General features: G+C 44.4%; 26 protein-coding genes and 1 pseudogene. 5 read left to right on the forward strand and 22 right to left on the reverse strand.

Annotated features, from left to right (window positions below):
- Positions 1 to 106: 106 nt before the first annotated feature.
- The 7 genes from EBO34_RS05615 to queD form a co-directional block, all read right to left on the reverse strand.
- Entirely contained in the window at positions 107 to 2377 is a 2271-nt protein-coding gene (locus EBO34_RS05615; protein ID WP_122896934.1) for a DEAD/DEAH box helicase, read from the reverse strand.
- A 693-nt stretch (positions 2378 to 3070) separates the two neighbouring features.
- On the reverse strand, positions 3071 to 3925 hold the full coding sequence (locus EBO34_RS05620) for a polysaccharide deacetylase family protein (RefSeq protein ID WP_249414018.1): 855 nt from the start codon (positions 3923 to 3925) through the stop codon (positions 3071 to 3073).
- 184 nt (positions 3926 to 4109) lie between these two features.
- A complete protein-coding gene (locus EBO34_RS05625) occupies positions 4110 to 4643 on the reverse strand; it encodes a GNAT family N-acetyltransferase (RefSeq protein WP_122896936.1) in 534 nt (177 codons plus the stop codon).
- Between the two features lie 595 nt (positions 4644 to 5238).
- Entirely contained in the window at positions 5239 to 5664 is a 426-nt protein-coding gene (locus tag EBO34_RS05630) for a hypothetical protein (protein WP_122896937.1), read from the reverse strand.
- Positions 5652 to 5777, reverse strand: coding sequence for a hypothetical protein (locus EBO34_RS21055; protein WP_283234581.1), 126 nt, complete (start codon positions 5775 to 5777; stop codon positions 5652 to 5654). The genes EBO34_RS05630 and EBO34_RS21055 overlap by 13 nt, the downstream gene beginning before the upstream one ends.
- Before the next feature lie 622 nt (positions 5778 to 6399).
- A complete protein-coding gene (locus EBO34_RS05635) occupies positions 6400 to 7128 on the reverse strand; it encodes a 7-carboxy-7-deazaguanine synthase QueE (RefSeq protein ID WP_122896938.1) in 729 nt (242 codons plus the stop codon).
- Positions 7121 to 7597, reverse strand: a complete 477-nt coding sequence (gene queD, locus EBO34_RS05640; protein ID WP_122896939.1) for a 6-carboxytetrahydropterin synthase QueD — start codon at positions 7595 to 7597, stop codon at positions 7121 to 7123. Before queD ends, EBO34_RS05635 begins: the two co-directional genes overlap by 8 nt.
- Before the next feature lie 325 nt (positions 7598 to 7922).
- On the opposite strand from queD, the gene EBO34_RS05645 reads away from it, so the two are divergent.
- Positions 7923 to 9470: a BCCT family transporter gene (locus EBO34_RS05645; protein ID WP_122896940.1), complete on the forward strand. Its 1548-nt coding sequence runs from the start codon at positions 7923 to 7925 to the stop codon at positions 9468 to 9470.
- A 540-nt stretch (positions 9471 to 10010) separates the two neighbouring features.
- Here EBO34_RS05645 and EBO34_RS05650 read toward each other — a convergent pair.
- From EBO34_RS05650 to yhfH, 8 genes are all read right to left on the reverse strand, one after another.
- Entirely contained in the window at positions 10011 to 10940 is a 930-nt protein-coding gene (locus EBO34_RS05650) for a glycerophosphodiester phosphodiesterase family protein (RefSeq protein WP_249414019.1), read from the reverse strand.
- A 61-nt stretch (positions 10941 to 11001) separates the two neighbouring features.
- Entirely contained in the window at positions 11002 to 11754 is a 753-nt protein-coding gene (locus EBO34_RS05655) for an STAS domain-containing protein (protein WP_183163729.1), read from the reverse strand.
- Complete coding sequence (locus tag EBO34_RS05660; protein WP_122896943.1) at positions 11723 to 12406, reverse strand: cobalamin B12-binding domain-containing protein; 684 nt, start codon at positions 12404 to 12406, stop codon at positions 11723 to 11725. Before EBO34_RS05660 ends, EBO34_RS05655 begins: the two co-directional genes overlap by 32 nt.
- 159 nt (positions 12407 to 12565) lie before the next feature.
- Positions 12566 to 13555 carry an alpha/beta hydrolase gene (locus EBO34_RS05665; protein ID WP_122896944.1) on the reverse strand — a complete coding sequence of 330 codons (990 nt, stop codon included), beginning with the start codon at positions 13553 to 13555 and terminating at the stop codon, positions 12566 to 12568.
- A 70-nt stretch (positions 13556 to 13625) separates the two neighbouring features.
- A complete protein-coding gene (locus EBO34_RS05670) occupies positions 13626 to 14156 on the reverse strand; it encodes a type 1 glutamine amidotransferase domain-containing protein (protein WP_122896945.1) in 531 nt (176 codons plus the stop codon).
- A gap of 111 nt (positions 14157 to 14267) precedes the next feature.
- Complete coding sequence (locus tag EBO34_RS05675; protein ID WP_122896946.1) at positions 14268 to 14897, reverse strand: HD domain-containing protein; 630 nt, start codon at positions 14895 to 14897, stop codon at positions 14268 to 14270.
- Between the two features lie 3 nt (positions 14898 to 14900).
- Entirely contained in the window at positions 14901 to 15674 is a 774-nt protein-coding gene (locus EBO34_RS05680) for a DUF3891 family protein (protein WP_183163730.1), read from the reverse strand.
- Between the two features lie 118 nt (positions 15675 to 15792).
- Complete coding sequence (gene yhfH / locus EBO34_RS05685) at positions 15793 to 15987, reverse strand: protein YhfH (RefSeq protein WP_346725795.1); 195 nt, start codon at positions 15985 to 15987, stop codon at positions 15793 to 15795.
- A gap of 487 nt (positions 15988 to 16474) precedes the next feature.
- Between yhfH and EBO34_RS05690 the strand changes: the two genes are divergently transcribed.
- Entirely contained in the window at positions 16475 to 16672 is a 198-nt protein-coding gene (locus EBO34_RS05690; protein ID WP_122896949.1) for a hypothetical protein, read from the forward strand.
- 132 nt (positions 16673 to 16804) lie between these two features.
- Here EBO34_RS05690 and EBO34_RS05695 read toward each other — a convergent pair whose 3' ends face one another.
- Genes EBO34_RS05695 through EBO34_RS05715 form a run of 5 tightly spaced genes read right to left on the reverse strand, consistent with a single transcriptional unit; the run spans position 16805 to position 20571 of the window.
- Positions 16805 to 17593: an ABC transporter permease gene (locus EBO34_RS05695; RefSeq protein ID WP_122896950.1), complete on the reverse strand. Its 789-nt coding sequence runs from the start codon at positions 17591 to 17593 to the stop codon at positions 16805 to 16807.
- Positions 17590 to 18291, reverse strand: coding sequence for an ABC transporter ATP-binding protein (locus EBO34_RS05700; RefSeq protein ID WP_122896951.1), 702 nt, complete (start codon positions 18289 to 18291; stop codon positions 17590 to 17592). The genes EBO34_RS05695 and EBO34_RS05700 overlap by 4 nt, the downstream gene beginning before the upstream one ends.
- Positions 18272 to 18664 carry a GntR family transcriptional regulator gene (locus EBO34_RS05705; protein ID WP_122896952.1) on the reverse strand — a complete coding sequence of 131 codons (393 nt, stop codon included), beginning with the start codon at positions 18662 to 18664 and terminating at the stop codon, positions 18272 to 18274. Before EBO34_RS05705 ends, EBO34_RS05700 begins: the two co-directional genes overlap by 20 nt.
- Before the next feature lie 54 nt (positions 18665 to 18718).
- Positions 18719 to 19672: an ABC transporter permease gene (locus EBO34_RS05710; protein WP_183163731.1), complete on the reverse strand. Its 954-nt coding sequence runs from the start codon at positions 19670 to 19672 to the stop codon at positions 18719 to 18721.
- A complete protein-coding gene (locus EBO34_RS05715) occupies positions 19672 to 20571 on the reverse strand; it encodes an ABC transporter ATP-binding protein (RefSeq protein WP_122896954.1) in 900 nt (299 codons plus the stop codon). Before EBO34_RS05715 ends, EBO34_RS05710 begins: the two co-directional genes overlap by 1 nt.
- A 313-nt stretch (positions 20572 to 20884) precedes the next feature.
- Between EBO34_RS05715 and EBO34_RS05720 the strand changes: the two genes are divergently transcribed.
- Complete coding sequence (locus tag EBO34_RS05720) at positions 20885 to 22471, forward strand: alpha-amylase family glycosyl hydrolase (protein WP_122896955.1); 1587 nt, start codon at positions 20885 to 20887, stop codon at positions 22469 to 22471.
- 952 nt (positions 22472 to 23423) lie between these two features.
- Here EBO34_RS05720 and EBO34_RS05725 read toward each other — a convergent pair.
- Entirely contained in the window at positions 23424 to 23975 is a 552-nt protein-coding gene (locus EBO34_RS05725; protein WP_122896956.1) for a DUF5983 family protein, read from the reverse strand.
- 493 nt (positions 23976 to 24468) lie between these two features.
- Here EBO34_RS05725 and EBO34_RS05730 point away from each other — a divergent pair.
- Positions 24469 to 25288 (forward strand): annotated as a pseudogene (locus tag EBO34_RS05730) (alpha/beta fold hydrolase).
- Positions 25289 to 25381: 93 nt separating this feature from the next.
- On the opposite strand, the gene EBO34_RS05735 reads toward EBO34_RS05730, so the two are convergent.
- Positions 25382 to 26107, reverse strand: a complete 726-nt coding sequence (locus EBO34_RS05735) for a peptidylprolyl isomerase (RefSeq protein ID WP_122896957.1) — start codon at positions 26105 to 26107, stop codon at positions 25382 to 25384.
- 173 nt (positions 26108 to 26280) lie between these two features.
- On the opposite strand from EBO34_RS05735, the gene EBO34_RS05740 reads away from it, so the two are divergent.
- Entirely contained in the window at positions 26281 to 26661 is a 381-nt protein-coding gene (locus EBO34_RS05740) for a YhjD family protein (RefSeq protein WP_122896958.1), read from the forward strand.
- The last annotated feature ends 25 nt before the right edge of the window (positions 26662 to 26686 follow it).

Below are 26686 nucleotides of genomic sequence, written 5' to 3' on the forward strand. Positions count from 1 at the left end.
TATGAGTCACCCTTCTCTCCTGATGCGTTTATGCCGATCTGGTATAAAACTGCCTGACCACACCCATTTGCTAATGATTAGGCAGTCTCATTTTTTGTCATTACGTTTATTTGTGACCAAGCAGTTTTAACACGAGTGTTTTCGCATCTGCTGAGCCTGCATCGCCAAGATGGGCTCCCGCTGAACCGATGCACGATGGACATCCTTCTTCACACGGGCACGCCTTTACAAATGAAGCCGCTTCTTTCAATGTTTCGTTCAATTGTTTATACACCTGCTCTGAGAGTCCTATTCCTCCAGGATACCGGTCGTACAAAAAGACCGTAGGCTTCTCAGAATGAATTGCCTTCACCTGAGGTACGGCATGAAGGTCATTCCTGTCACACATGACTTTCACGCATGAAACATGCTGCCACACATGAGCAAGCCCCCCCAGAGCTTCCTCCAATGTCTTCTCGCCCCACTCCTTAACGAGAGACTCAGGAAACGACAAGGCGACAGCCTGGGTATGAAGCTCCTGCTCCGGCAGATGGATCGGTCCTGATCCGATATTTTCAAAAGTCTCAAGCTTGATTTTCTTAAAAATCGTTGCCATCGCCGTTACCATCACGTCACCGAATTCCACATGACCGAATTCGGACTTTTTCTCTTCATCCACCTCAAGCACCTTTAAATTCACAGCCAGGTTGGCATCGGTGTAATATTCTACATCCACTTCCCTTACAAAAGCTTTTTTCTCATCCCAGTCCAGGTATTCGACCTGATATTGTGTTCCCTCGTGAAGATAAATGGCCTCATCATGCAAAAGAGTGAGCGCACTGAACGTATCCATCTCCCCGATAACCCTGTGATTGGCCACATCACTCTGGTCGATAATGACGACATTTTCCTGGGCTGCGGAGCGTAAGCTGATGTTATGTGCAGGGAAAGCGTCATTCATCCAGTAGAATTTATTCCGCTGGGTATGGAGGACACGTTCATCCACAAGGAAATCCAGCATTTCTTCTACATCGAGGCCGTCAAATGTACTGCCTCTTTCAAAAGGCAGCTCGTATGCTGCACATTTCAGGTGATCGATTAAGATAATCAGGTTGTCCTTATTAATTCTCGCAGTCTCTGGTGACCCCCTGAAAAAGAAATCAGGATTTGAAAAAATGTACTGGTCTATCGGTGTAGATGAAGCAACCATGATCACGACAGATTCATCCTGCCGTCGTCCTGCCCGCCCCGCCTGCTGCCAGCTCGATGCCACTGATCCCGGATACCCGGTCATGATACACACCTGAAGCTGGCCGATATCCACCCCGAGCTCCAGAGCATTGGTGCTCACGACACCAATGGTATCCCCTTTTCTCAGGCTTCTCTCAATCTCACGGCGCTGGTTTGGCAGGTATCCGCCTCGGTACCCGCGAATTTTGTTTTTATCGATGTCGTACTTTACAAGTTCCTGGAGGTGGCTTAATATGATCTCCACCCTCACGCGGCTTCTGGCAAAAACGATCGTCTGAATGTTTTCCTTCAGAAACCGCGCTCCGAGCTCATTGACCATTTTTGTTGCCCCTGCCCGGATATTCAGCTGTTTGTTTACAATGGGAGGGTTATAAAAAACAAAATGCTTCTTTCCTCTTGGTGCCCCGTTATTATCAATCAGTGTCACTTTTTCACCGATCAGTTCCTCACATAACTCCTCCGGGTTTGCAATCGTGGCTGACGTACAGATAAACGTCGGATTGCTTCCGTAGTAGGCACAGATTCTCTTCAAACGGCGGATAACGTTGGCCACGTGGGAACCAAACACCCCTCTGTACGTATGAAGTTCATCAATGACAATGGTCTCCAGGTTTTCAAAAAGAGAAATCCATTTCGTGTGATGTGGGAGAATTGCTGCGTGAAGCATGTCGGGATTGGTGATCACGATATGGCCGGCTTTTCTGACCACCTGCCGGATGTTGGCCGGCGTATCACCGTCATACGTATAGCTGTTCACATTTACATCTATATCATCAATCAGTTCATTGATTTCACTCTTCTGATCCTGAGCGAGGGCCTTGGTCGGAAATAAGTACAGCGCCCGGCTGTCGGGGTTATCAAGCTGTTTTTGCAACACAGGGAGGTTGTAGCATAACGTCTTTCCTGATGCTGTCGGGGTTACTGCAACCACGTTTTCTTTTTTGTTTACAGCTTCGAATGCACTAGCCTGATGAGTATAAAGTTCCTTGATTCCCTTTCTCCCGAGGCCATCTTTTAAACGTCTGTCTATTGAGTCAGGATACGGCACGGTCCGGGCCGCTTTTTCATCTATTTCATGCCAGTGAGTGACATTTTCATCTTGTCTTAATTCTTTTAGTATCGTATGTAAATCTTTTTTTCCAAACATGGGTCGTCCCCCTCCTAACACCCATTATAGCGAATGTACGTTTGCGTGGTAAAGAAAGAGATTGGTTGCATAGGCAAAATGGGTGGGAGTTCCTTGCGCGCAGATATCAGATTCTGTTATCTGCTGCCTCGCTGTTACATAAATTTTGTTTCAAACTTAATAAAAATGTCCCGTCCTATTACAAGACGGGAACTCCTCTCTTTACCCTCCAAGATAATGATTCATACACTGGTTGATACTGCCGGTCATTGGAAGAATATCGCCGGCAGTTATTTATGTATTGCCGGTACAGGCTGTGCTGATTTATCCGCTGTGCAGGGCCAAGTCCACCCGGTCCTGCACAAGGCTGTTGCCGCTGGGGCCAGTTATAAATTGGAGTAATTGGAAATCCCTACTGCTGTCCGAACGGCTGGACCCAAGGCGTCATTCCTCCCATGCGACCCCACTGCTGTGGTACTCCCGGCATGTAGATACTTGCGCCACCAATGCTCCCCATCTCCCCAAACCCTCCTGATGGAAATATTCTGTACGGTCTTGTATACATTCATCTATTGTCACTTCTGTTTTATCTTTGTATCAGGATACTGGTCTATAGAGTTATCGGTGCACTTCTACACTGCATTTGGAATAAATTGAGGTCCGATAGTCCAAAACCTGTGCAATTGAACGGTAAATACCTTACAGTAAGAATCATTATTCTCTCACTGCGGGAATGTTCAGCAGTTCCGAGACCGTCACAAATTCGTAGCCTTGGGCAAGCAGCTCAGGAATAATGATTCTTAAGGAATCCACTGTTTCTGTCCTGTCTGCTCCAGGACCTCCTCCGTCGTGCATAAGAATGATTGAACCTGGTTCAACCTGGCTGAGTACGTTTTCTGCAATTTCTTCTTCTGTGATCATCTGCCAGTCGAGTGAATCCACGTCCCACGCGATGACCGAATAATTCAGGTCAACCAGCTCTTCAACAAGTTCACGGTATAAAAAGCCGTAAGGAGCACGGAAAAGTGAAGTACGGAACCCTAAAATATCTTCCAGCACATCCTCTGTCCGGTTAACTTCGTCCACAAGGATATCCACATCCCCCTCTTCCACCAGATCAGGATGCCAGTATGTGTGGTTTCCTATCTCGTGCCCTTCTTCAGCCATTCTTCTCACAAGGTCCGGATAGACACCTGATCTTACTCCCATCAAAAAGAACGTAGCAGGAACATTGTATTCCTTTAACACATCCAGAACAAGCGGGGAGAAATCAGGGTCTGGACCGTCATCAAATGTCAGGGCCACCCGGTTGGCTGTGTCAGGTCCTTTTACAAATACGAAATCGGGATATTCCTGCTGAAGTACCACATTGGATACAGGGTTCAGTTCCCTGACTTCTTCTTCAGGTCCTCCTTTAAGGGGAGGAAGCTCTTCCTTTTCCTTCGTCCACCACCACACAGATGATGAATCTCCCGGGTTTTCAGCCTGGGTCTTTATAAACCCTGCCGTCTGGAGAACAAACAGGGCAGCGAAACTTAATAAAATCCTTCTAATAATCTTTTGCTTCACAGTGTCAGCTCCTTCATGCATTGATACCGTTAGTTTCCAAAAAACGGATGATTCTATACAAGAATACTCTGAGGCATGAGCCTCAGAGTACGCAATTCAGTTTAAGCAATTAGCAAACAATAAAAAAAGCCGCAATTACAGCTTCCCGGATCTTCAACTATTGCTACCCGTTAGCTGAAGATAGTCATCTATTATATTTAAGTAATGAATACACATATGTATCATATGCATCTTCGTTTTGATACATATAATCCCTTAGAACACCTTCTTTTAGAAATCCGACTTTAGTTAACAGCTTATTAGAAGCTTCATTATCTGTAAAGACAACTGCACCTATCCTAGTCAGGCCGAATTCACTAAATCCGTATTCAATTACTTTAGATACCGCTTCGAAGGTATATCCCTGTCTCCATTGATTAGGATGTATCTCATAACCAATCTCTGCTCGTTTATGTTTAGGGGACCAAGCATTAAAACCAATAGTCCCTATTATTCCTTTAGTTCCTTTTATTTCAATGCCCCAACGTATTCCTCTTTTCTCTTTGAAACTATTAGCAAAGAAATCAACAAATGCTTTTGCTTGTTCCATATTTTCTAAAGTATCTTGCCCATAATACTGTGTTACATTTTCATTTGAAAAACAAGCAAATATCCCTTCTGCGTCATCCCGTGATATTTCTCTGAGTACCAATCTTTCTGTCTCTAATGTTGGAAACATTCTTTCCCCTCTCCTTCTCAACCCTTTTTATGGAACACATCTTCTTCAATAATCCTGCTCGTTAGTTCAATTAAAAATTGCATATCCTTATTGAAGGAATACCCCTTTTCATCTTAACATTATTTCCCATTAATCATTCATAATAAAAGTTGCATTTGCAGCTTCCTGAATCTTCAACTCTCGCACACGTTACTTCAATAAAAGATTATAATTTCTTTTCAATAAGAGTTATGGATAATTGTTCATTCACAATGACTTCTCTAATATTTTGAAATCAATTCTTTTTATAAAAACTAACAGCTGGGGTGCATTTTTAGAGCCTGTTGATACTTTTATCGTTTCAACCTTGAACTTACTTTCCAGGAAATTTAATAGAAACTGTGCCATTCCTTTTCTAAAAAGGTTTGTGTACCCTTAGCCTATGAATATCAACTTCATCGTCAACTACTTTTATGTTTTAAAAGTTCAAATATAAAAAAGCCTGCCTCGTTGAGAATGTATAAGGAATCATAAAGCCCTTAGAGACAGTTGATCTCCAAGGGTTTAATTTTTTATTATTTGGCTTTTCACTGGTTTTGTAATTCTGCTTCAAAGCCTAAGATTTTTTAGAGTTTTTTTCCTTGTCCTTCGCTTTCTTCTTAGGTTTTAGCTTTTGCTTGAAAGTTGATTTTTTCTTTTTAGAGCTAGACTCTACTTTCTTTCCCTTGTTATGATCTTTATCGTCTTTTTTCTTTTTCTTGTCTTTTTTCTTTTCATCCTTTGAATCTTGTTCTGACTCTTCAGTTTCTTCCTCTACCGGTTCTCCATCCGCTGATTCTTCTGACTCTTCTTCCTCTTGCTCTGGTTCTTCTTCAGGTTCCTCAGCGTCTTCCTGTTCTTCGGTTTCTTCTGCCGAATCATCCTCAATTGAGGCAGCAGCCTCTTGTCCACCTTTATCATTTTCTGGTGATTCTGAATCATCTTCGTCTATAAACTCAATGCTCGTAACTAAGTTTAAATTGACAGCTTCTAAATCAGCCATTTCTCCTGTGTGGTAGTTATTCGAGAAACAATATCCTCTTTTGATTCTCCATCAATTTTCATTGTTTCGTAATGATCATTACCAAAGTGGAACCTCACGTTATAAATCGCCATCTGACAAACCTCCTAGTTATTTTTATCTCTATCCATTTTAGGAACTACCTTTTTTTAAAAAAAAGATAAACGGAATGAACAAAAAAAGGGCTTTAGGATTACAGGCTCATTTTTAGATTTCAATATATCTCCAAATTCAAGAAGGTAAATACCTAATTCTTGGTTAAAGAGATAAGCCAGTGGTATGAGTTCAAGTCTGATTGCCTTACCGAAAACCTATGTATACCCCTCCTGCAATAACAACCGCATCCAGAATACTTACAATCGTCCATTTCACCTGCTCTTCCCCTCATTTTGTTCTTTCATCAATAACCTTCAAAAGAACTCTGGTAAATGATGTTGTCATATAAAAAAACCGACAAAGATCTTAACACAGCCTTTTTAAAAAAGCGACTCCACTTTCATGGCCGGATCCCTCTAATTATTAGACGTAACAATATATGGAATGGCTACGGAAATAACAGAAAAAAGAGAGTGACTTATAAGGTGGCATTATACCTTAAAAGTCACTCTCTGAAGCAATGATCTGCTGTTCTTTTGAAAGCCCTCTATGAATGGTTCCTCGTGTTTGGCCAGCAGCGGGCGGAGCTATTTCCAGTCTGAACAGACAGCCTCATTTCGTCTATACGCCCCGCTGATCAGGATGCCATATGATTTTATGGAGCTGCAAACTTACTTTAACATTGGATAATTTGTGATAGAGGACTTTTTCTACGAGACGTTTTGGGGGCATGGACTCCCAGACTGGACTAAATAATACCTGACCGTCTTTATGATGCATTTCGATGACATCTTTCGCCTCAGTAAAATCCGTATCATTTGCAATGACAAATTTGATTTCATCCTGTTTTTTTAAAAGGTCAAAGTTTGACTCGATCATACGTTCCTTTTCACCGGATGCCGTCAATTTATAGTCCATCACGTAACGTGCTTTTTCATTTACAAGCGGATCAGACTTTCTGATTTCTTCAAAAGGAGCAAGATCGATTCCCCCATTCGTTTCAATGTGGATGTCTGTTATATGATCAAGCTCTGCCATCGCGGTCAACAGGGCTGCTGATTTTTTTCCGTGAATGAGCGGCTCCCCGCCGGTAAAACAGATATAACGGCTTTCAAATTCCTTTATTCGTTCAATAATTTCACCGATCGTCGCTTCGAATTCAGGTTTTGCCGGAGCGTAACTGTATGGTGTATCGCACCAGTGACAGCGTAGGTTGCAATGAAAAACCCTGACAAATACCGTTGGAAATCCTGCCGCTGATCCTTCACCTTCCACAGTTTCAAAAATCTCCACCATTGGAAGGCGCCATTCCATAAACTCTTTTTTTGAGGGCAGTTTAAACTTACTCATGATCTTCCATCCATTCCCGCTTTAGGGACGCACAGCTTGTCGGCGTTTCATAAAGAATCAACTCTTCAAGTCTCTGTCCTTCGGCTTTCAACCCTTCTTTTTCAAGAGACTGATCAAGCTGTTCCCAAATCCAGACGATCATATTTTCAGCAGTGGTATTCATATTCGGAAGAACCTCATTTAAATATCTGTGATCCAGTTTATCCTTGATTGTATATTCGTAAATGCGTTTTACATCACCGAAATCCACACTGATGCCGACTTCATTTACATATCCGCTTACGGTAATTACCAGTTTATAAGTATGACCGTGGAGGTTTTTACACTTTCCTTCATAACAATGAAGGTGATGGGCAGCATCAAAGGTGAATTCTTTAGTAATTCCGACACGCCTATGATGATACTTCAATTCATTTCGGTGGATATCTTCTCCAAATTTTTCCACCTTTTTTGGTATTTTAAATTCCATATTACACACGCTCCCTAGTTTTTTTGTCCAAAGAGGGGTGGGAATTGCGAACCCTCTTCTCAACTCGTATCATTTTAACACGAATCCGTGAATGGGCAAGTCAGGTATTGTTTTCACAAAATTTTGTTCTGTGGTAAGATTGCCGCTCGCGATTTTTTACATCTCTATTGATCTCCGGCTCTGATAACCATTTTTCAAAAGCTGAGTGCGGCGTTCTCGTTCAGGAAAAAAGCCGGCCTGAAGCATTATCACAGCCTGTTTTTGTATAGTTTGTAAGAATTCCAACAAATACTATTCTGTATTAGCAATCAGAGGAGGACTTTATTTGAAATTAAAACAGTCTTTTGACTGGCCGGTTACACTAATCAGTGGTGGCCTGCTGTTATTATTTGTCATTTCAGCCTTGGTTGATGTGGACTTTGTTTCCGGTCTGGTAGATGCCGGTTTTGGATTTTCAGCTGATTATTTCGGGGCTTTCTGGCAGCTGCTGATGCTGTCGGTATTTATCATCGCTCTCGTACTTGCTTTCAGCTCCCATGGCAGGATCCGCTTAGGTAAACGGGAAGACCCGGAGATGAGCACGTTTAAATGGATATCCATTATTATGTGTACCTTGCTTGCAGGCGGTGGTGTGTTCTGGGCTGCAGCAGAGCCTATGTACCACTTTATTGATGTACCTCCCATGTTTCCCGGGATAGATCCGGGTACCCCGGAAGCCGTCATACCTGCATTGAGTTTGTCATTTCTGGACTGGGGATTCCTTGCATGGGCAATCCTTGGTACTCTCGGTGCGATCGTATTGATGTACGGCCACTACCATAAAGGAATGCCTTTGAAACCGAGAACACTTCTTTATCCTGTATTTGGGGAAAAAATTATGAAAAACAGCCCTCTCGGTACGATGGTTGACGCTTTCTCCATTATTGCCGTTGCAGCAGGTACCATAGGACCCATCGGATTTTTGGGGCTTCAAGTCGCGTACGGGCTTAATGCCTTGTTTGGCATACCGAATGTGTTTTTTACCCAGCTTCTGATCGTGATCGGACTTGTGGGTATCGCAGCGGTTTCTGCTGTCACCGGGATTTATAAAGGAATCCAGATTCTAAGCCGGTTCAACGTTATCTTTACTTTCATTCTGATTATTGCTGTCCTCATTTTAGGACCGGGCGGATTTGTAATTGATCAGTTTATAGGAACGTACGGCGTATATTTGCGGGAGTTTTTACCGATGAGCCTCTACCGTGACGACCCTGCATGGCTTGCTTTCTGGACAGTGTTCTTCTGGGGATGGTTTATCGGATATGGTCCGATGATGGCTATTTTTATCAGCCGTATCTCCCGGGGGCGTACGATACGGGAACTTGTTGTTGCAGTTGCTGTTATCGCGCCTGTCGTCACAAACTTCTGGTTTACAGTAGTCGGGGGGACAGGTATACACTTGGAACTGATGAACCCCGGTTCCGTGTCTGATGCTCTCAACGAAGGGGGACTTCCTGCATCGATGATTGCAATCGTCACACAGCTTCCGCTGGGGTGGCTGTTAGCAGCAGCGTTCCTTCTTGTTACCATTGTTTTCGTGGCGACAACGAGTGACTCCATGAGCTATACCATCTCTATGGCAGTAACAGGCAGCGGAGATCCATCAAGTGTATTGCGGGTTTTCTGGGCCTCTATTATGGGGGCTGTGGCATCGGTATTGTTATATATCGGCGAAGGAAGTGTGGACGCTCTTCAATCTTTCATCGTTATAACCGCCGTACCCGTTTCCTTTATCCTGTTCCCGTTAGTATGGACTGCTCCTAAAGTAGCTTCGGAGCTTGCCGTAGAACAGGGAATAAAAGAACCACGTCGTAAACGTTCTTCAGAACAGTAGGAGAAGGGATGTATATACAGCTCAAGAAAGGTTGGGACATTAAGGAAGTGTTTAACTGAGAATCTGAACAATGCGCTAACATAGCGGATGAAATATACGCAGACTCCTGCGGGATGAAAAGCGAAGGCATTGAAGAAGTACAAAACAACTTTTTCAATGCCTTTTATTTGAGTGGCATTTGCTTCAGCGGTTGCACGAGAAATTTACTCATACCAGGCTTTTAAAAATGGCAATCGTTACGCTCATCGCTTAGAAGGCACTGGAAAAGTTAAAGATCGAACTTTTTCAGTGCCTTCTGAAAAGCTAAGGTGAGACCCCGCAGTGACGAGCGTTTACTTCATGAAAATGCGACGAGTTGCTTCGACGCATACAGTTGCAAAGGTTAGCTAGCAGAGGAAGAAGCAGGGAAGCTGGAGGAGGGTAAACCGCTTCTCGCGGAAAGCGGAGTATATTTCAGGAGCTGTTTATTTACACCTTAGAGGATTTGTTCGGATTCTCGTTGACTAAAACACTTCTGTCCCAGCCTCTCTCTTTTAGTCTTCAATCTCTCCCGAGCACATTAAGCAGAAGGTCGGGTCTGTCTGTTATAATTCCGTCAGCGCCGAGAGCAATCAGCTTCCGCATCGTCTCTTCATCGTTTATCGTCCAGTAATGAACAGCCATCCCCCGCCTGTGGGCTCCTCTGATTAACCCCTGGTCTGCCAGGTTAAAAATACTTTCCTCTACCGGGATTTGCACAGCATCCACAGAAGGAGAATATAGCCCCCTTAACAGAAACTTGTGAAGCACGACGAAGTTCCTAACCTCCTGCCGGCCGCCGCTTACAGCTGTACGTCCTTCTGAAACCTCCTTAAAATGATCGATAATGTTCTGATCAAAACTTGCTATAAGGATGAGCTCTTCCATATTGAACTCCTGGATAAGTGACCACATCTTTTCCACCATTTCTTCGTGACGATCATCATCGTTCGTAGCTTTTAACTCAATGTTCAGCCTTATATCCCCAAATGATTCGAAAATCTCACGCACCGACGGAATGGTAATCCCCTGTTCCCTGAAACTGTATCCTCCTTCTAAATCCTGGAAATAATGAGCCGCATCCAGAGTCTGAATTTCCTCTAAAGTGAGGTCATTCACCTTCCCGGCCCCATCTGTTGTTCTGTCAACCGTTGAATCATGAATTGCCACAAGGTGTCCGTCTTTTGTAATATGTACATCAAATTCGATCACATCAACACCTAACTCCCTTGCTGTTTCAAAAGCCACGAGCGTATTTGATGGTGCCAGGTGCTCTCCGCCCTGATGCGCTATGACGAGTACATCAGTGTCATTGCTGAAAAATGATTGATACGGGCGCTCACTTACAGGGAAAAAATAAACCATGATCCAGATAATAAGGATCACACTTAAAATACGGACAATGACCGGGTTTCCTGGTTTTTTTGGACTTGTTTTTTCTACAGTTACCACATACCCCTCCATCTCTCTGAAACTGCAAAGACCACTCCGTCATGAAGAGTGGTCTTTGAGGTCAGGATTCAATTAAGAAGCGTCGAATCGCTTCTTTGGCAGATTGAATATATGTCATATTCAGTTCTTCTTTAAATGATTTCATCTGTTGGGCGTGCTGAGGCTGTATCCCGATAATAATCACCTGTACGCCCATATATTCGAGGGCAAGAAAAATCTCCCTGATCCCTTGAAGCCCTTCCTTCTTTACAATCCCCACACCGGTAAAATCAATTAGTACATTATCAAATTCCCCGCCGTAAACGGCATCGTAGATATTTTTTCTGACGGCCTGGAGTTTCTCTTCGAACAAATCTCCAAAAATGGGAACAAGGGCAACTTCATCGCTTAAGGTAATAAAAGGACCCGAGAGACGGTTGGTCCGGGCAATGGATTCTTCCAGTTCCTCATTTTTTTCATAAAGCTCGAAATTGGTGTTCCTCAGTCTTTTTTGAAGGGTCATCAGCTGTCCTTCCACTTTTTGAAGTCTTGTATCCTTTGAAACGACAATAATATTGGCTTCTTCATCGGCTGTCCATTTCCCATAAACGTCGAATAAGGCAAGAGGATGCTCTTTTGTCAGCAGATTCAACTCCAGGTTAAATGTACGGTGAGCAGGGCTGATTAATTTTTTCGCTTTTTCCCTGCTGTCCCTGTCTATAAGATCCAGAAACGACTTTACACTTGGAAACTCGTTCCTGGCCTGTTCCGAAGTATCCACCACTTCGTAGTTTGATTTAATCCTAATGAATGGAAGAGGTATTTGATTGAGCATCGAATCCATCCCGCCTGTTCCGTTTAGTCATTTCCAGCCAGTCATCTAACTGATATAAGTCTTTAATTACTTTTGTGTTGGGAGTGACAGCTTCAGTAAAGTCATACGATGACATAATTCTTCCACCAATCAAAATCTTCGGTTTCGACGGGAGCTTCGCAAAGGCTTCCAGGTAATCCGGTAAATCGGTAAGCCGGTGTGCAAGTGCGAGACTCATCCCAACAACTTCCGGCTTCCATACCTTCGCATTGTTGATGGCGTGATCGAGCGGGAGGTTCGCGTTTAAATAACGGACGTTCCAGCCTTTTTCCTTAAACAGGATGGATACCATTTTTATGCCCAGCTGATGCCATTCATCCTGTACAGAAAAGAACATTGCTTTAGGCAGTGCATCATTTTGCTGTGTATGAACCAGATCATATTCGGTCTGGGAAAGAACGAAATCACACACACCTGTAGCCAAGTGTTCGTCTGCAACACTTATTTCATTCTCTTCCCAGAGCCGTCCTACCTCATACATGGCTGGTGTAATGACATTCATATATAATTCAAGTCTCGAATGTTTTTTTCGTAATGATTTTATGGTATGAAGGGCTTTTCCCTGATCACCTGCCAGAATTGCTTTTACAAAAGTCTCCCGTTCTATTAACAAGTTATCACCTACTGATTTCGCATTGTTTAAAGGCTATTATTCTATAATTCCTTCAGACAAAATCCAATAAAAAACCTGAAGGCTTTCTTATTTTACCATATATAGCGTTTTAATGCCTTAAAGAAGGCACCACGACTGTTTGCCAGTGGTACCTTTCATTCAGTCTTCATTTTCCGGTTCTTTTTCGAGAGTGGACTGCCAGGCACTCCTGCCATGGATAAAAGAAGACATTCGTTCAAATGCAAGCTCACGAATCGCTTCCTTTTCATTTAACAGCTGGTGGCCTGCTCCTTCAAAAAGGGCAACTTGAAGATCCTTGCACTTGTCATTAAAAAACTCCACATTTTCCTGCCACTGCACCGTTGTATCCTTTGTTCCCTGAAGCAGATAGACCGGAACTTCCACTTTTGAACAGGCAAGAATATCCTTTTGCCATTCGGTCAGTGCCATGAGCCACGATGTAGGCAGTTCGCGGACCTGGAGAGGATCATGTTTTAAGAAAAGGTGATACCTCTCATCTTTTGAGTTCTGTTTAAAACGCCTTTTCTTTTTAGTTACCCATTTACTTGCTACAGGCAGCAAAAGACGGACCCATTTCCATTGGTAGGGATGGTACAGAGGACCTGCCATCATTAATGCTTTTAAGGGAAGCACTCCTTCTGAAACCCCGTGAAACAAAACGGCTCCGCCGGTACTGTGCCCAAGGCCGTAGACGGGACCTGCACAACGGTATTTGTCCAGCTGCCCCCATCCGGCTTTTACTGCATCTACATAATGAGAGAAGTCCCTGATGGCGCCCCTGTCCCCGCTGGACAGACCATGCCCGGGGAGATCGATTGCAGCCACTTCATACGATTCCTTCAAAAAGGCATTCACACAGGCACTGAGTCCTCCCGTATGATCCATATAACCGTGAACAAGGAGAATAGTCCCTTTGGGATTTTCAGGTGTAAAAAGCTGTACGTGTACATCAGCCCTCATCGTATTTACAAGTTCGCACCGGTAACCAGCGAGTGTCTTGAGATTATAATGATAAAATTGAAGATAGTCCATCACAGGAGTGTGGCTTTCCTGAGGGTTCAGCTGCGATAAATCCATGGCGTCTACCGGAAGTAGTTCCGTCCAGGTAATATCTCGTTCCCACGACATATTGTGAGCTCCTTTCCGTGAGCAATGCTAGAAATTATGTAAAGAAAGGAGCAGTGCTCCTTTTTGGCCCTTATTTGCTGTTCTCAGCCAAAGCATCGGCAAATGCTTTTGCATAGGCAGGCAGATCCGGGGGTCTCCGACTGGATATTAAATGTCCGTCAGTAATGACAGCTTCATTAAGCCATTCCGCCCCTGCGTTCATCATGTCATGTTTAATGCCCGGTGTACTTGTCACTTTTCTCCCCCGGAGAATATCGGCTGAGATAAGAACCCAGCCGGCATGACAGATCTGTCCAATCGGCCGTTGTTTTTCGTCCATGAATTTTACCATATCAAGAACCTCATCGTAGCGTCTCAGTTTATCCGGTGCCCAGCCGCCAGGAACGAGAATGCCATCATATTCTTCAATTTGAATAGTATCAAAGCTGTAATCACTTTTGGCAGGAACACCGTATTTACCTGTGTACGTATGTTCGCCTTCTTTTCCGGCGATGTGCACAATTGCTCCTTCTTCCTGGAGTCTGTAAATGGGATACCACAGTTCCAAATCTTCAAATTCGTGATCAACAACCGTGAGCACTTTTTTATCTTTCAGTCTCATTTTGCAACACCTCTTTTAAATTGTGTCCTGATGTCCAACGTTAATATGAAGCATTTTCGCCTTAAGTATGTATGTGCCCTTTTCACCAGCTTTATAAACATGAGTAACAGGCTACTTCCGACCGTCCCATTCATCAAAAAACTCTCCGAGAAACGATTCCAGGAAACGGTGCCTCTCCTTTGCAAGATTCCTTCCAGTATTCGTATTCATTTTACAGCTTAACTTTAACAGCTTTTCGTAAAAGTGGTTTACAGCCGTCGACTTCCCGGTTCGGTATTCTTTTTTTGACATTTCACTTCGTACTTTAATGTCAGGGTCATACATGGGATCACCGGCTGCTCCGGCATACATAAAACAGCGGGCAATGCCGATGGCCCCGATGGCCTCAAGGCGGTCCGCGTCCTGTACGATTTTCCCCTCAAGGGTTTCAGGCGTCTCTCCACTGCTGAAGCTGACGGATGCGATATTGCTTAAAATGATCTCTTTCTGTTGCACCTTTTGTTCATGCAGCCATCTTCTTACCACCCTTTCCCCTTCTTTTTCACTGGAGTAAAATTTATCATCTGCAATATCGTGGAGTAAAGCAGTCATCTCTGTCACATACAGGTCGGCCCCCTCCTCCCCCGCAATAGTCAGAGCCATTTTTCTTACCCTGTCAGTATGAAACCAGTCGTGCCCTGTTGAATCTGTATCAAAAAAAGACCTGGCCCATGCCTCCGCTTTTTTTATCATTTCAGTCATCTTTTATCCTCCCTCAGTAAACGTAACATCATGATACAGAAAAGAAGTCTCCCTGTATATCCTGTTCGGATCATTTTCCTGAAACGTCACTTTTTCGATGTATTTGAAAGGAACTGTAATGGTCAGACGGGTCCCCGAAAACGGAAAAGGAGAGACCAATACTTCTGTTTTTGATTTCCACCGGGCCTTCACGCGCTCGTTATGGAAAACACCGAACCTTTGGGGAAACCCTTCACTAAACCAAGGGACCTCCCTTTCTTTTTCGGCCCCCCATTCATTCATGCAAACATAAAGGGACAAATTATCTGAAAATTGAAGAAGATCGTAATGAAACTTCAGAGCCTGTTCATCTTTTTCAGTAAACGCTAAAGATTCCCTGAGCCTTGACTGCCGGTTCTGCTCTTCTTCTCTGAAGGTACAGCCGGCTATATCAAGCTTCCCCCTGAAAAAACTTGTATAATGCAGACTCATTAATAGCGCGCTGTACAGATTTACCTGTTCAATTTCATCAACCCCCTGTTTATAAACAGCTATTTTTTTCCTCAGGGGGTAATCAATAAAAGAAAGGGGACGTTTCGTCTTATGATGCAAAAGGATCTTCCTGTCGAGTAAAGCCCATCCTCTGTCGTGGTGTGTAATGGCAAGTCCTGTGCTTGTTCTCTTGTCAATCCCTGTAAAATACCTGTTATCCCACGCTTCGCTGATAATTCCAGACAGGTGCGCGTGCCGGTCCTGTTCGAACAGAAAAAAACCTGACTCATCTTCACGGACAATCACCTGTGTCGCCCCCCTTATAAAAACACCTTATCTTTTTCAATTCTTTGGAAATGACAATTTCCCTTCTAAAACTTAAACGCAAAAAAATCCTCCGGCCCATAAACCGGAGGATTTTAAACTATCGGATCTCTGATACGCATTTATCACATTGGTGATAATAACACTCTGCCATCTCTTCAAATACTTCGCCGCACTTTGTACACTCTTTTGGTGGAAGATTCTGAAAAAACTCTTTACTCGATTGGATCATGTTTTTCCCCTCCGTTGTCTTTGATATGGTCATTGTAATACAACAATAAATTAAAATCAACATCTATTATAAAACAGTCAATGATCTTCACCTTGAATCATCCTGTATTAAACGTCTTTATTCCTTTTAATTCAGGTAAACACTATAAAACAGTTCTCTTTCTTACTATTGTTATATGACAGATATCTGATTTGTTGACGGCTCTTCCCTTGAGATATTTTTATTAATGAGTATACCTCTTAGTCAGTGAGCCATTAAAGATCAAGTGATGGTCCTTGTTGACATGCGCAGCTGAACACCAGCAGCGAGACTCCTGCGGCAGTGGGGGCCAGGAGAGACCCCGCAGGGCAGTGCCCGAGGAGGCTCACCGGCACCGCCGCGGAAAGCGAGCGGACGGTGTTCAGCGGAGCTTTTACAACCACTTGTACTGAAGTAAGGGTATATTCATATTTTTATTTTAGAACAACCTTTTGCCTTTCAGCGCTGCGTTGTCTATAATTAAATTGAACGTTTTCCAAATGACGCAATGTTCGACAAGGAGGTATGACAGATGACATTAAAGAAATGGCTCTCATCAATGTTTTTATTTGCTGCCTTTTTCTTCACCCCAGTAATGATGACTTATGCTGCCGGCGGTGGCGGTGGTAATGGTGAAGAGGAATCAGTTTCATGGGTTACACAGCTGCCATTAACAATCATGGCTTTTGCAACGATTATTGTGATGATCTACTATGCGTTCCGTGACTGATAAAGAAACAGATACTTACAATCACCGGTAAATTACTTAATCAAAAAAAGCGGGGCGAACAAGTCGCCCCGCTTTTTTTATCGTTTTAAGTTTTTTTAGAAGGTTTGTTTGAGGTACAGCGCGTCCGGGCTGTTACACTTCTGCTTTTTTGTCAAACAGCCAGCAGATGCCGGCGAACGCAGCTGTGAGCAGTCCGAATTCAATAATGACCTGGCTCAGATACAAAACCTCGATGCTTCCCTGTGCATTTACAGGAAGGCCCTCCATTTCCAACTCTATACCTTCAGGGATGTTATCAATCTTGAGCAGGGGGATCCATTGTGCAATTCCCGTGTAAAGGGCTGTATCATTGACCCATGACCAGACGATGTTCAGCCCGATCGAGATTCCAATTCCCAACAGCCAGCCCAAAGGTTTAATGACTTTTGACAGCACGTAAATAAATAAGCCTGTAAGACCAAGCCACAGGGCCCCGTGAGTGATAAACGCAAAAATCCAGCCGAAGTATTCCAGGTACAGAGACGAAAAATCTTGAATTCCCATCCCTATAAACGCATCCCTTGAAGCCAGAAGTAAAGCATAAAGAGAAGTCATCGTAATCAAAAGTGAAGCCGTAAAAAGAATAAATGCCGAAGCCAGCTTGGCCGACAGCAACTTCCAGCCTCTGTGGGGCAGGTTCATCCAAAGCAGCGCCGTCCCCTCTTTCCATTCTCTTCTCATAGATACAAGGATAACGATAAACACATAAAAAAGATGAAAGAAGACAACCGGTATCAAAAGAAAGATAAACATGGTGTTACCCGGGTTTCTGTCAACCTGGTACCATAGAAAGACAAGGATGACCAATAAAAGTGCCAAATTTAATCCTGCGACAAATGTATTCTGCCGCAACTCTTTTTTCAACAACATGAGCCAGCTCATTTCAGCACCTCCCTCATTGCCTCAACAACACTTTTCCCTTGTGTTTCCCTGAGGGTTTCTACATTCTCAGAAAGCAGAATCCGCCCTTCCTTCATAAACAAAATGTGATCAAGAAAGGGCTCCACCTCTGCCACTTCATGAGTGGATAGAATTGTCATCTGATTTTCGATGTTGGTATAGCGGATGATCATATTCAATATCTCTTCTCTTACAATCGGATCGAGACCGGACAGAGGTTCATCCAGCAGAAGAAGCGGAACATCCCTTGCAAGGGTGAGCGCTAATTTGACCCTTGCTCTATTTCCCTTGGAGAGGTGCTTGATTTTATCATTCAGGTCAATTTCCAGCTCCCTTAACATCTCCTTCGCTTTTTCCGGTGAAAATTCCGGGTACATCCGGCTGAAAAATGTCACAGCCTCTCCTGCTTTTTGATAATCATAGAGGGAGTCCACTTCTGAGAGGTATGCTGTCTCCTTCGAGATCAGCCTGTCGGGCACTTGATTCATCACAAGTACTTTTCCTTTAGACGGCTTCAGCAATCCTGCAATAATTTTCAAAAGCGTTGACTTGCCGCTGCCATTTGGACCCACTAGTCCTACAATTCCCGGTTCATTCAGGTCGATGCTGACCCCGTTCAGTGCCGGCTTCCCAAGGTATTTCTTAGTCAGATCCTCTGTACTAACCCTTCTCGTGGTCATGTGCTTCACCTCTTTGGTTCAGATATTCGTGTAACAGTGTCAAAACTTCTTTTTCTGTATAGCCATACTGTGTAAGAGCGTCTACAAATCTCTCTGTCTCTTTTGTGGCTGCTGATTCTTTTAGCTCGTCAATGACCGACTGTTCTTTTGTAACAAAGGTCCCTTGTCCACGCTTGGTTTCAACGACTTTTTCTCTTTCCATTTCCATATACGTCCGTGAAATTGTATTCGGGTTTACCCCGGCGCTTACAGCCATCTCCCTTACAGAAGGCAGCTTGTCCCCGGGATTCAGTTCTCCCCGGCACACCTGTCCATAGACGTGCTCCATTACTTGTATATAAATCGGCCGGTTATGATCAAATGATAAAGTCACTTTCTCAAGCCTCCTTTTCCAGAGGTTTTCATAAGCTCTATTGTACCAAACCCATCAGTCTGCCACATCTCTTTTCATAAACACAACAAACGTCAGAAGCATAAAGGCGGTAAAATAAAGAATCAGCATCGTTACAGAAAAACCTGCCGTGAGCGATGGTATTAACGGTGCCCCATCAAGGAACTGGACGAGCCTGGTATTGGCAAACAGAATGTATTTTGCCCATTCATAGCCGCTCAGAAGGTAAACAACCTGTCCACCCATAAACATAGCCACCAGTGAAACCCCTACTGCCAGTGCCTGGTTTCTGAAAACGGTGCCTATCATAAAGGCCATTGCAGCGATCATGATGAGCTCGACAAACTGAAGGCTGTAGGCGCTCAGGATGTAGGAAATCACATGCCAGTCCCGGATCTCCCCGTTTATGACTTCTACATGACGAACAGGAGTAAAGTCAAATCCGAACACGAAGAGGCCCGTGATTAATGTTGATAAAAGCAGGATAGCCGTCATTAATAATGCAGTAAGAAGTGTCGCAGCCCATTTTGATAAAAGGATCCGCCATCGTCTTACAGGGCGTACGAGTAAAAGTTTAATCGTGCCTGTTGAGTGCTCCCCCGAAACGATTCCTGCCCCGATAATAACAGCAAAAACGGTCACAATGGATGTGAGCATGGCATGGTCAATGACAAGGGAGTAGGCATGATCACCTGGAAGCGGGGCCACTTCGTGTTCAAGGTGATACTCGTTTTTCATAAGTGTTTCCTGTAGTTGATATTGCGTCCCTGGAGGAAGATTTTCTTCGGTGAGTTGCTCTTCGATTATCCGGTTTTCCGCTGCGAGCTGATCCTGCCAGTTTTCTGATGAAGAAGTGTTTTCGTCAGCTAAAAGAAACGATGTCATTACAGCTCCGAGGATAACGAAAGCAAGGAGCAAAAATACCATCACTTTTGTCCCTGTCCGCCGTCTGATTTTCATCCATTCATTTTGAATTAGCCTGATCATCATCATTTTGCTCCCCCTGTAACTAATAGGAATTCTTCTTCAAGACTAGCCTTTTTGATTGGTGAGACTTCATAAATACTACACTCTTTTTCTACTAAAGAAGCAATCACTGAAGGAATTTGTTCTTTCTTGGCTTCAATCGTTACACTTCTTTCTTCTGCTGAGTAAAGGATGCCTTTTTCTGCAAGGACCTTTTCGGCTGTCTTTACCTCATTCAATAAGATGAGCCATTTCTGTTTTTTTGCCCCCACGAATGAATCCACTTGTTCTACACCAATCAATCTGCCTTTATCGATAATTGCAATCCGGTCACACATTTTCTCCATTTCAGCGAGAAGGTGACTTGAGACGATCACAGCTATTCCTTCTTCACGGGCAAGGCGTTTCAGGTACTCTCTCAATTCCCGAATGCCCGCCGGGTCGAGTCCGTTTGTCGGTTCATCAAGTATAAGTACCCCCGGTTTGTGTAGAAGCGACTGTGCAAGACCGAGACGCTGCCTCATGCCCAGAGAGTACGTTCTAACTTTTTCATGAATCCTTTCTTCAAGTCCCACAAGCCCGACTACTTCCCTGATCCGGCCTTTCGTTATTGTTTTATGCATCCGGGCATAGTGAAGAAGATTTTCGTACCCTGATAAATATCCATACATTTCAGGATTCTCTACAACCGCCCCTATATTTTCGATCGCTTTTTCAAATTCACCTGTAACGGAATAACCGGCGATTGTTACTTCCCCCTTCGTCGGTTTAATGAGCCCTGTAATCATTCTGATTGTGGTGGTTTTTCCTGCTCCGTTTGGTCCGAGAAGACCGAAAACCTCCCCTTTACCGATTAAAAGTGTTAAATCATCTACCAGTGTGTGCCGGCCGATCCGTTTAGTGAGTCCTTTAAGTTCAACCATTGCCGATTCCCCTCTACCCTATATTTGCGTTCTAGTGTACTAACAAAATAGTACACTAGAACATAAGCTGTGGTCAAGAGAGAAAAAAATGCGTTTATGGGACCGGCCTGACTTTGTCTCACCGGTTAATATTGGAAGACCACGAATGACCACTTTTAGACGTTAAATCAATTTGTAAAGTCGTTATTTACCACCACAAAGCCGTCAAAAAGAAATCTCATGCAGATAAAACGCATTGAATACGTTTACATAATGAGGTAAACTAGCTTTATAGAAAATTAGTGCAATCGGTTGCATTTGAAGGGGAGAAAAAATGAATAATTACAGCTGGCTTGGTATTACTGCCCTTGCTCTTCTGCTTGCTTGTGAACAGAACGAAGATGCAGGAGGATCGGAAGAAGAAGAGGATTACTATACACCTGAGGTCCTTCAGAACGATGAGCAGTCCGGCCTCATCACCCATTTTCCCGAAACGGTTTTTTATGAAATCTTCCCCAGAGCGTTTTATGATACTACCGGTGACGGGATCGGAGATATCCGGGGAATGATTGAGAAGCTTGATTACCTGGATGAAATGGGCGTCGAAGGCTTGTGGCTCATGCCGATCCACCCTTCTCCCACATATCACGGATATGATGTCCTTGATTATTACGGTATCAACCCGGATTACGGAACAATGGAGGATTTTCGGGAGTTTGTAGAGCAAGCCCAGGCGCGAGATATTAAAGTTCTGGCAGACTACGTTGTTAATCACACAAGTGTGGAGCATCCCTGGTTTACAGATGCGGTCTCATCTGAAGACAGTGAATACCGGGACTGGTATATCTGGGCGGACGAAGATACGAGGCTCTCAGAGCGCGGAGAATGGGGCCAAAGGCTGTGGCACGGGGAAGCACCGAACCAGTATATGAGTGTTTTCTGGGAAGGCATGCCCGATTTAAATCTGGATAACCCTCAAGTAAGGGAAAAGCTAATTGAAATCGGCACCTTCTGGCTGGATGATGTAGGGGTGGACGGATTCAGACTGGATGCAGCCAAACACATCTTCCCCGGCAAGCACGATAAAAACCTCGACTGGTGGGCAGAATTCCGCGAAGCAATGGAAGATGTAAAGGAAGACGTCTTTTTGGTCGGTGAGGTCTGGGATATTCCTTCTGTTACGGCACCTTACCTAGAAAACGGTCTTCACTCGGTCTTTCACTTTGACCTGGGAGAGGCAATGGTACAGGCTGCCCGGAGTGAAAGAGGAAGCCGTCTCGTGTCCGGCCTGAAGCGGGATCTTGACCGGTTTGACCAGTTTTCGGATGAATATGTATTATCAACCTTTCTAACTAATCACGATATGGATCGTGTGATGAGTGAATTGCGTGGTCATCCTGAGCGTGCCCGTATGGCAGCATCTCTCCTGCTGACGCTTCCAGGCAGCCCGTTCATCTATTACGGAGAGGAAATCGGTATGGAAGGCCAAAAGCCTGACGAACACATCCGTGAACCAATGGTCTGGTATGAAGACCGCGGCCAGGATGGGATGACAAGCTGGATTGAACCCCGTCACGATCAGGATGAAAAGGTTCTTTCAGTCGAAGAGCAATTGAACGATCCCGATTCCCTTCTTCGCCACTATCAGACGATGATTCACTTAAGACGAACGACACCGGCTCTTTTGTACGGGGAAATTGAAGAAGCCTACACAGACGAGCAAAGCATTGTTACTTTCTACCGGGAAGCTGACGACGAACTTGTTCTCGTTTTTCATAACTTGGGAGATGAGGAAGCCACAACCGGTCTTCCTGAAGAGGGTGAACTCTCATGGCACTTCCGTCAGTCAGACGATCAGACAATCAGTAACGGAAGTCTCACCCTTCCGCCATACTCCACCGCCGTACTGACCGTCCGCTAGAGAGGGGTCACGGTGGGGTCTGGGGCAGGGCGGGGTCTGTCCCCGCACAATTCTGTGTAAAATTGTGGATGCAGCAGGAGATCAGGACAGTACACCTTGGTATTAAAAGAAGGAGGCCGGGACAAAAGTGTTTTAGTTGAACGAAAACCCGAACGAATAGTATGCGGTGTAATAAAACCGCTCCTGAAATATACTCCGCTTTCCGCGGGAAGCTGGTGAGCCTCCGTGTGCTATCGCACTCCGGGGTCTCACCTTTGCTTTTCCTCCCGCAGGAGTCTACGTATATTTCATCCGCTAAGCCAGCGCATAGTTCGGATTTTCAGTTAAACACTTTCTTTATGTCCCAGCCTCTTTGAAGTTTCACAGATCATTACCTCAGAACGCTCAGGGTGGACCAAGAAAGTAAAAGAGAACTTTATGACATTTAATAAAATCGCCAGGAAATGTACCGCTGAGAAAGACATCTCGCATTCACTTGAAGAGCTCATCGCCATTGTGGATGATTTATCATTAACTTTGAGAATGTCCGTACCAGCAATTATTAATAAAAGAAATGCTTAATTTTACAAGCCAAGTTAAAAGCGACCCTTCAACGCGTCATCCTAAAGAGTGAATGGAAACGGATTAAGGAAGAAGCGAGGAAGGGGCGGCTTTTATCTCAAATAAATTCCCTCACTTGGGAGGTTGCATTAGATTTAAAGGATGAATCCATTAAAGGTGACACTTTACTAAACAAAACACCTGATCATTCTATCAATGTGACTTTTTAGGGAATGGAAACAATGGAGTCCTTGACCGAACCCTGAATCACATAAAAAACAAAAAGAGCTTTTCATCCCATACCTTTCCCTCCCCGAAAAAATCATGGAGACATTGTTGAAGGGAACTCATCAGAAGGTTATTTTAAACGATTGAAAAAGCGAAGAGGTTTTGCATCTTCGCTCTTTTGGCATTACCAGTCATATTCTGTTAATTTGTTCGTTAACCCGCCATCCTGATCGAGGCATACGATCGCACATTCGTGACGGTGCGCAAACTTCAGCACCTCAATCAGATCATCTGGGAGCCGGCGGTATAGCGCGTTATCGGGGGTCGGTGTTTCAATAAACCAGCTGTTGTCCCGCTTTTGGTAAACATTCAGCCCCTCAAATGACCGATACTCCAGTTTGGCAGCTGTTTTTTCACTCACATGTCCTGTTGAAAGTGTAATCATTTTTTCATGCTTCGGCGATTCATTCTTATTGATGTCCGAATCAACCACCAGCATGTACGTATTGTTTTTTAAACACTCTCGCGCTACCTTCCTGAAGCTCTTTGGCAGCTCCTTAACATCCTCTTCTGTAAAATCCGTGAAGTAAACGTACCATCCTTTCTCCCCTTTTGGATAGGTTACCAGAAGGTTTGATACGCCCATTTGGAGATCCTCCAGCGCTGCCTTGGTCAATTCCTCTTTTGAAATGGTTTTCGTATTCCTGATCTCCAGATTTTCGCTTGTCTTCATCATCAGCATTCATCCTTTCGTTCTGTGATACCTGCAGTATAAGCGCTTTTTCTCCCTAACATTGAAGTTTTCCCGAAAAGTACTCTGAAAACCCTGTTTTCATGCTATTTTATTAAGGATTACCATCTGCGAAAGGATGATGAAATTGGAACTGTCAAAATGTCATTCCCCCACCCCATCAGCAACAATGCAATTCTTTCTTCGCTTCGCTCGATCTTCATTCTGCTGCTTGCTCCCGCTGCGCTGGAGCGGATCGCAAACGCTGACATTGCACGTATGCAGGGGGACGGCCGTCATTTTGAACCCAATTCCCCTCCACACCATATAGATTTTTCTATATACGACCCCTGCACTCTCCTGCCACCTCCTTTTTCGTACCATTCCTCACTTAACAGCATTCTCAAAACGCCGCAAAAAGCACCCAATGCCTCACGTTTGAAAGTGAAATCATCGGGAATGAGTAAGCCTGAGACTCTTAAATAAAGGTGGCCGTAATATGAGCAGACTGATTAAGGTGGACAATGATACAGAACTCTATGTTGAAGATATAGGGAGTGGCAAGCCGGTTATACTTCTGCACGGATGGCCTGTAAATCATCGTATGTTTGACCGGCAGATGCTTACTTTGCCGGATTACTTTGCCGGAAAACGGCTGTCGTTTTATCGGTGTTGATCTGCGTGGATTTGGAAGGTCCGATAAGCCTGCAGCCGGTTATGATTACGACCGGATGGCAGACGACCTCAGAGTCGTCATTGACCAGCTTGGATTGGAAGATGCGGTGCTCGGCGGCTTCTCCATGGGAGGTGCTGTCGCTATTCGCTATATGGCCAGACACAAAGGAAATGGTGTTTCACAGCTCGTTTTGATGGGTGCAGCTGCCCCTGTCTTTACACAAAGACCTGACTTTTCCTATGGCCTGCCTAAAGACAATGTGGATGGGCTGATCCAGGGCACATACCGGGACCGTGCTAATATGCTGGCCGACTTTGGTGATCTGTTCTTTGGTAAAAAACCGAGCGAAGCCTATGCGAGTTGGTTTCACGCATTAGGAATGGAGGCTGCACCTCATTCAACCGTTAATTGTGCCCGTACACTGCGGGATGCTGATCTTCGATTCGACCTGGGGTCTATTCATGTCCCCACCCTCATCCTGCATGGTAAAAAAGATGAGATTTGTCCGTTCGAACTGGCTGAACAGCTGCATACCGGCATCCCTGACGCCCGTATTATTCCGTTTGAAGAAAGCGGCCACAGCCTCTTCCATGATGAAAGCATAAAATTTGACGGAGAGCTTCTCCGTTTCATTTCTGAATGACCACAGACCGCTGCGTACCGGACCGGCAACACGATCTTCTTCTCAGTAACACAAAAACAACGCCGGAATCCTAAAAGGATTCCGGCGTTTTCGTCAGTTTACCACTTCAATTTCTTCGATTACAACGTCTTCATCGGGACGTCCCTGCCCGTCGACATTCACAGCAGCAATGTCATCGACAACGTCCATTCCGTCAATGACGTGGCCAAATACAGTATGACCACCATCGAGGTGAGGCGTTCCACCATTATCGATGTAGGTTTGGGCTGCTTCTTCGTCCAATTGCCCCTCTTCTACAGCATTTTCAACGGCCTCAACAACCTGGCTGTCCAGTTCGTCATTTTGTACGATGAAAAACTGGCTTGAGTTTGTATTCGGGCCCGCGTTTGCCATGGAAAGGGCTCCCCTGAAGTGTCTGAGTTCCTCAGTAAATTCGTCTTCAAAAGGTTCACCGTAAATACTTTCACCACCCATACCGGTTCCGTCAGGGTCTCCTCCCTGAATCATAAAGTCTTCAAGAACACGGTGGAAGATGACACCTTCGTAAAACCCTTCCTCTGCGTGAGTTACAAAATTTTCAACCGCTTTTGGCGCGTATTCAGGAAAAAGCTTGAGGGTGATATCTCCCATTGAGGTTTTCATGATCACTTCCTGCTCGTCCTCGGCCACTTCCCCGTTTAGCTGTGGATAATCAGAGGATCCTCCCTCGGGTGTATCTCCCTGAGTTTCTGATCCATTCTCTTCTCCGCCGCATGCGGTAAGCAAAAGTGCGGCACCGAGAAACAGGGTTCCTGCTTTCAATCGTGCTGTTTTCTTCATAGTGACGTCGTTCCCTTCTATGTATGCTATGTCTTTATTATGAAAGATTCTGCCATAGAAGTGCAAGCTAGAATTTTTTTCTTCTTGACTGATTTTTAAAAAACAGGGTAATATAATGTCAGAACAGGTGTTCGTAAAATCATAATTAGTCCAGTAAAAGGAGCGAACGGTCCATGGCTAAACTCACAGTTGAAGAAGAGCGTTTAAGCGAATCGTTTATTTTGTATGAACTTATGCGCAGAGTGCTGGAAAACGATTTGGTCAAAATGAACCAGGCTCCGGTGAAGCTGAAAACTCCTTATATTCACCTCGTGGAACAAACGCTGAGAGACCTGAGCCGGGAGCTTCACGAAACGAAACGCCACATGAAACGTCTGAATCTGAAGGTGGAATTAAATTCCCACGATAACACCTTCTCCGAATATACGATCTTTTACCGGGGCTATGCCCTGACTGCCAAATACTTAAATGCCCATTTGAAAAATCAGGTTTCCGAAAAAATTGAAGCATGGTTTTTGCACCGGAGACAGTCAAAAGAGGGCCCCGTCCATTAACGGAGCTCCTCCCTTACAAAAGGCG

It is taken from the genome of Alteribacter keqinensis (genome assembly GCF_003710255.1).
Taxonomy (GTDB): domain Bacteria; phylum Bacillota; class Bacilli; order Bacillales; family Salisediminibacteriaceae; genus Alteribacter; species Alteribacter keqinensis.

What these genes read in the sequence shown, in the direction of transcription:
- EBO34_RS05740 (WP_122896958.1), top strand. Translation starts at nt 26,281, where the DNA reads ATGGCTAAACTCACAGTTGAAGAAGAGCGTTTAAGCGAATCGTTTATT.
- yhfH (WP_346725795.1), bottom strand. Translation starts at nt 15,987, where the DNA reads ATGTTGATTTTAATTTATTGTTGTATTACAATGACCATATCAAAGACA.
- EBO34_RS05700 (WP_122896951.1), bottom strand. Translation starts at nt 18,291, where the DNA reads ATGACCACGAGAAGGGTTAGTACAGAGGATCTGACTAAGAAATACCTT.
- EBO34_RS05710 (WP_183163731.1), bottom strand. Translation starts at nt 19,672, where the DNA reads ATGATGATCAGGCTAATTCAAAATGAATGGATGAAAATCAGACGGCGG.
- EBO34_RS05670 (WP_122896945.1), bottom strand. Translation starts at nt 14,156, where the DNA reads ATGAGACTGAAAGATAAAAAAGTGCTCACGGTTGTTGATCACGAATTT.
- EBO34_RS05630 (WP_122896937.1), bottom strand. Translation starts at nt 5,664, where the DNA reads ATGGCTGATTTAGAAGCTGTCAATTTAAACTTAGTTACGAGCATTGAG.
- EBO34_RS05615 (WP_122896934.1), bottom strand. Translation starts at nt 2,377, where the DNA reads ATGTTTGGAAAAAAAGATTTACATACGATACTAAAAGAATTAAGACAA.
- queD (WP_122896939.1), bottom strand. Translation starts at nt 7,597, where the DNA reads ATGGAATTTAAAATACCAAAAAAGGTGGAAAAATTTGGAGAAGATATC.
- EBO34_RS21055 (WP_283234581.1), bottom strand. Translation starts at nt 5,777, where the DNA reads ATGGCGATTTATAACGTGAGGTTCCACTTTGGTAATGATCATTACGAA.
- EBO34_RS05635 (WP_122896938.1), bottom strand. Translation starts at nt 7,128, where the DNA reads ATGAGTAAGTTTAAACTGCCCTCAAAAAAAGAGTTTATGGAATGGCGC.
- EBO34_RS05625 (WP_122896936.1), bottom strand. Translation starts at nt 4,643, where the DNA reads ATGTTTCCAACATTAGAGACAGAAAGATTGGTACTCAGAGAAATATCA.
- EBO34_RS05735 (WP_122896957.1), bottom strand. Translation starts at nt 26,107, where the DNA reads ATGAAGAAAACAGCACGATTGAAAGCAGGAACCCTGTTTCTCGGTGCC.
- EBO34_RS05695 (WP_122896950.1), bottom strand. Translation starts at nt 17,593, where the DNA reads ATGAGCTGGCTCATGTTGTTGAAAAAAGAGTTGCGGCAGAATACATTT.
- EBO34_RS05715 (WP_122896954.1), bottom strand. Translation starts at nt 20,571, where the DNA reads ATGGTTGAACTTAAAGGACTCACTAAACGGATCGGCCGGCACACACTG.
- EBO34_RS05690 (WP_122896949.1), top strand. Translation starts at nt 16,475, where the DNA reads ATGACATTAAAGAAATGGCTCTCATCAATGTTTTTATTTGCTGCCTTT.
- EBO34_RS05655 (WP_183163729.1), bottom strand. Translation starts at nt 11,754, where the DNA reads ATGCTCAATCAAATACCTCTTCCATTCATTAGGATTAAATCAAACTAC.
- EBO34_RS05725 (WP_122896956.1), bottom strand. Translation starts at nt 23,975, where the DNA reads ATGATGAAGACAAGCGAAAATCTGGAGATCAGGAATACGAAAACCATT.
- EBO34_RS05675 (WP_122896946.1), bottom strand. Translation starts at nt 14,897, where the DNA reads ATGACTGAAATGATAAAAAAAGCGGAGGCATGGGCCAGGTCTTTTTTT.
- EBO34_RS05720 (WP_122896955.1), top strand. Translation starts at nt 20,885, where the DNA reads ATGAATAATTACAGCTGGCTTGGTATTACTGCCCTTGCTCTTCTGCTT.
- EBO34_RS05665 (WP_122896944.1), bottom strand. Translation starts at nt 13,555, where the DNA reads ATGTCGTGGGAACGAGATATTACCTGGACGGAACTACTTCCGGTAGAC.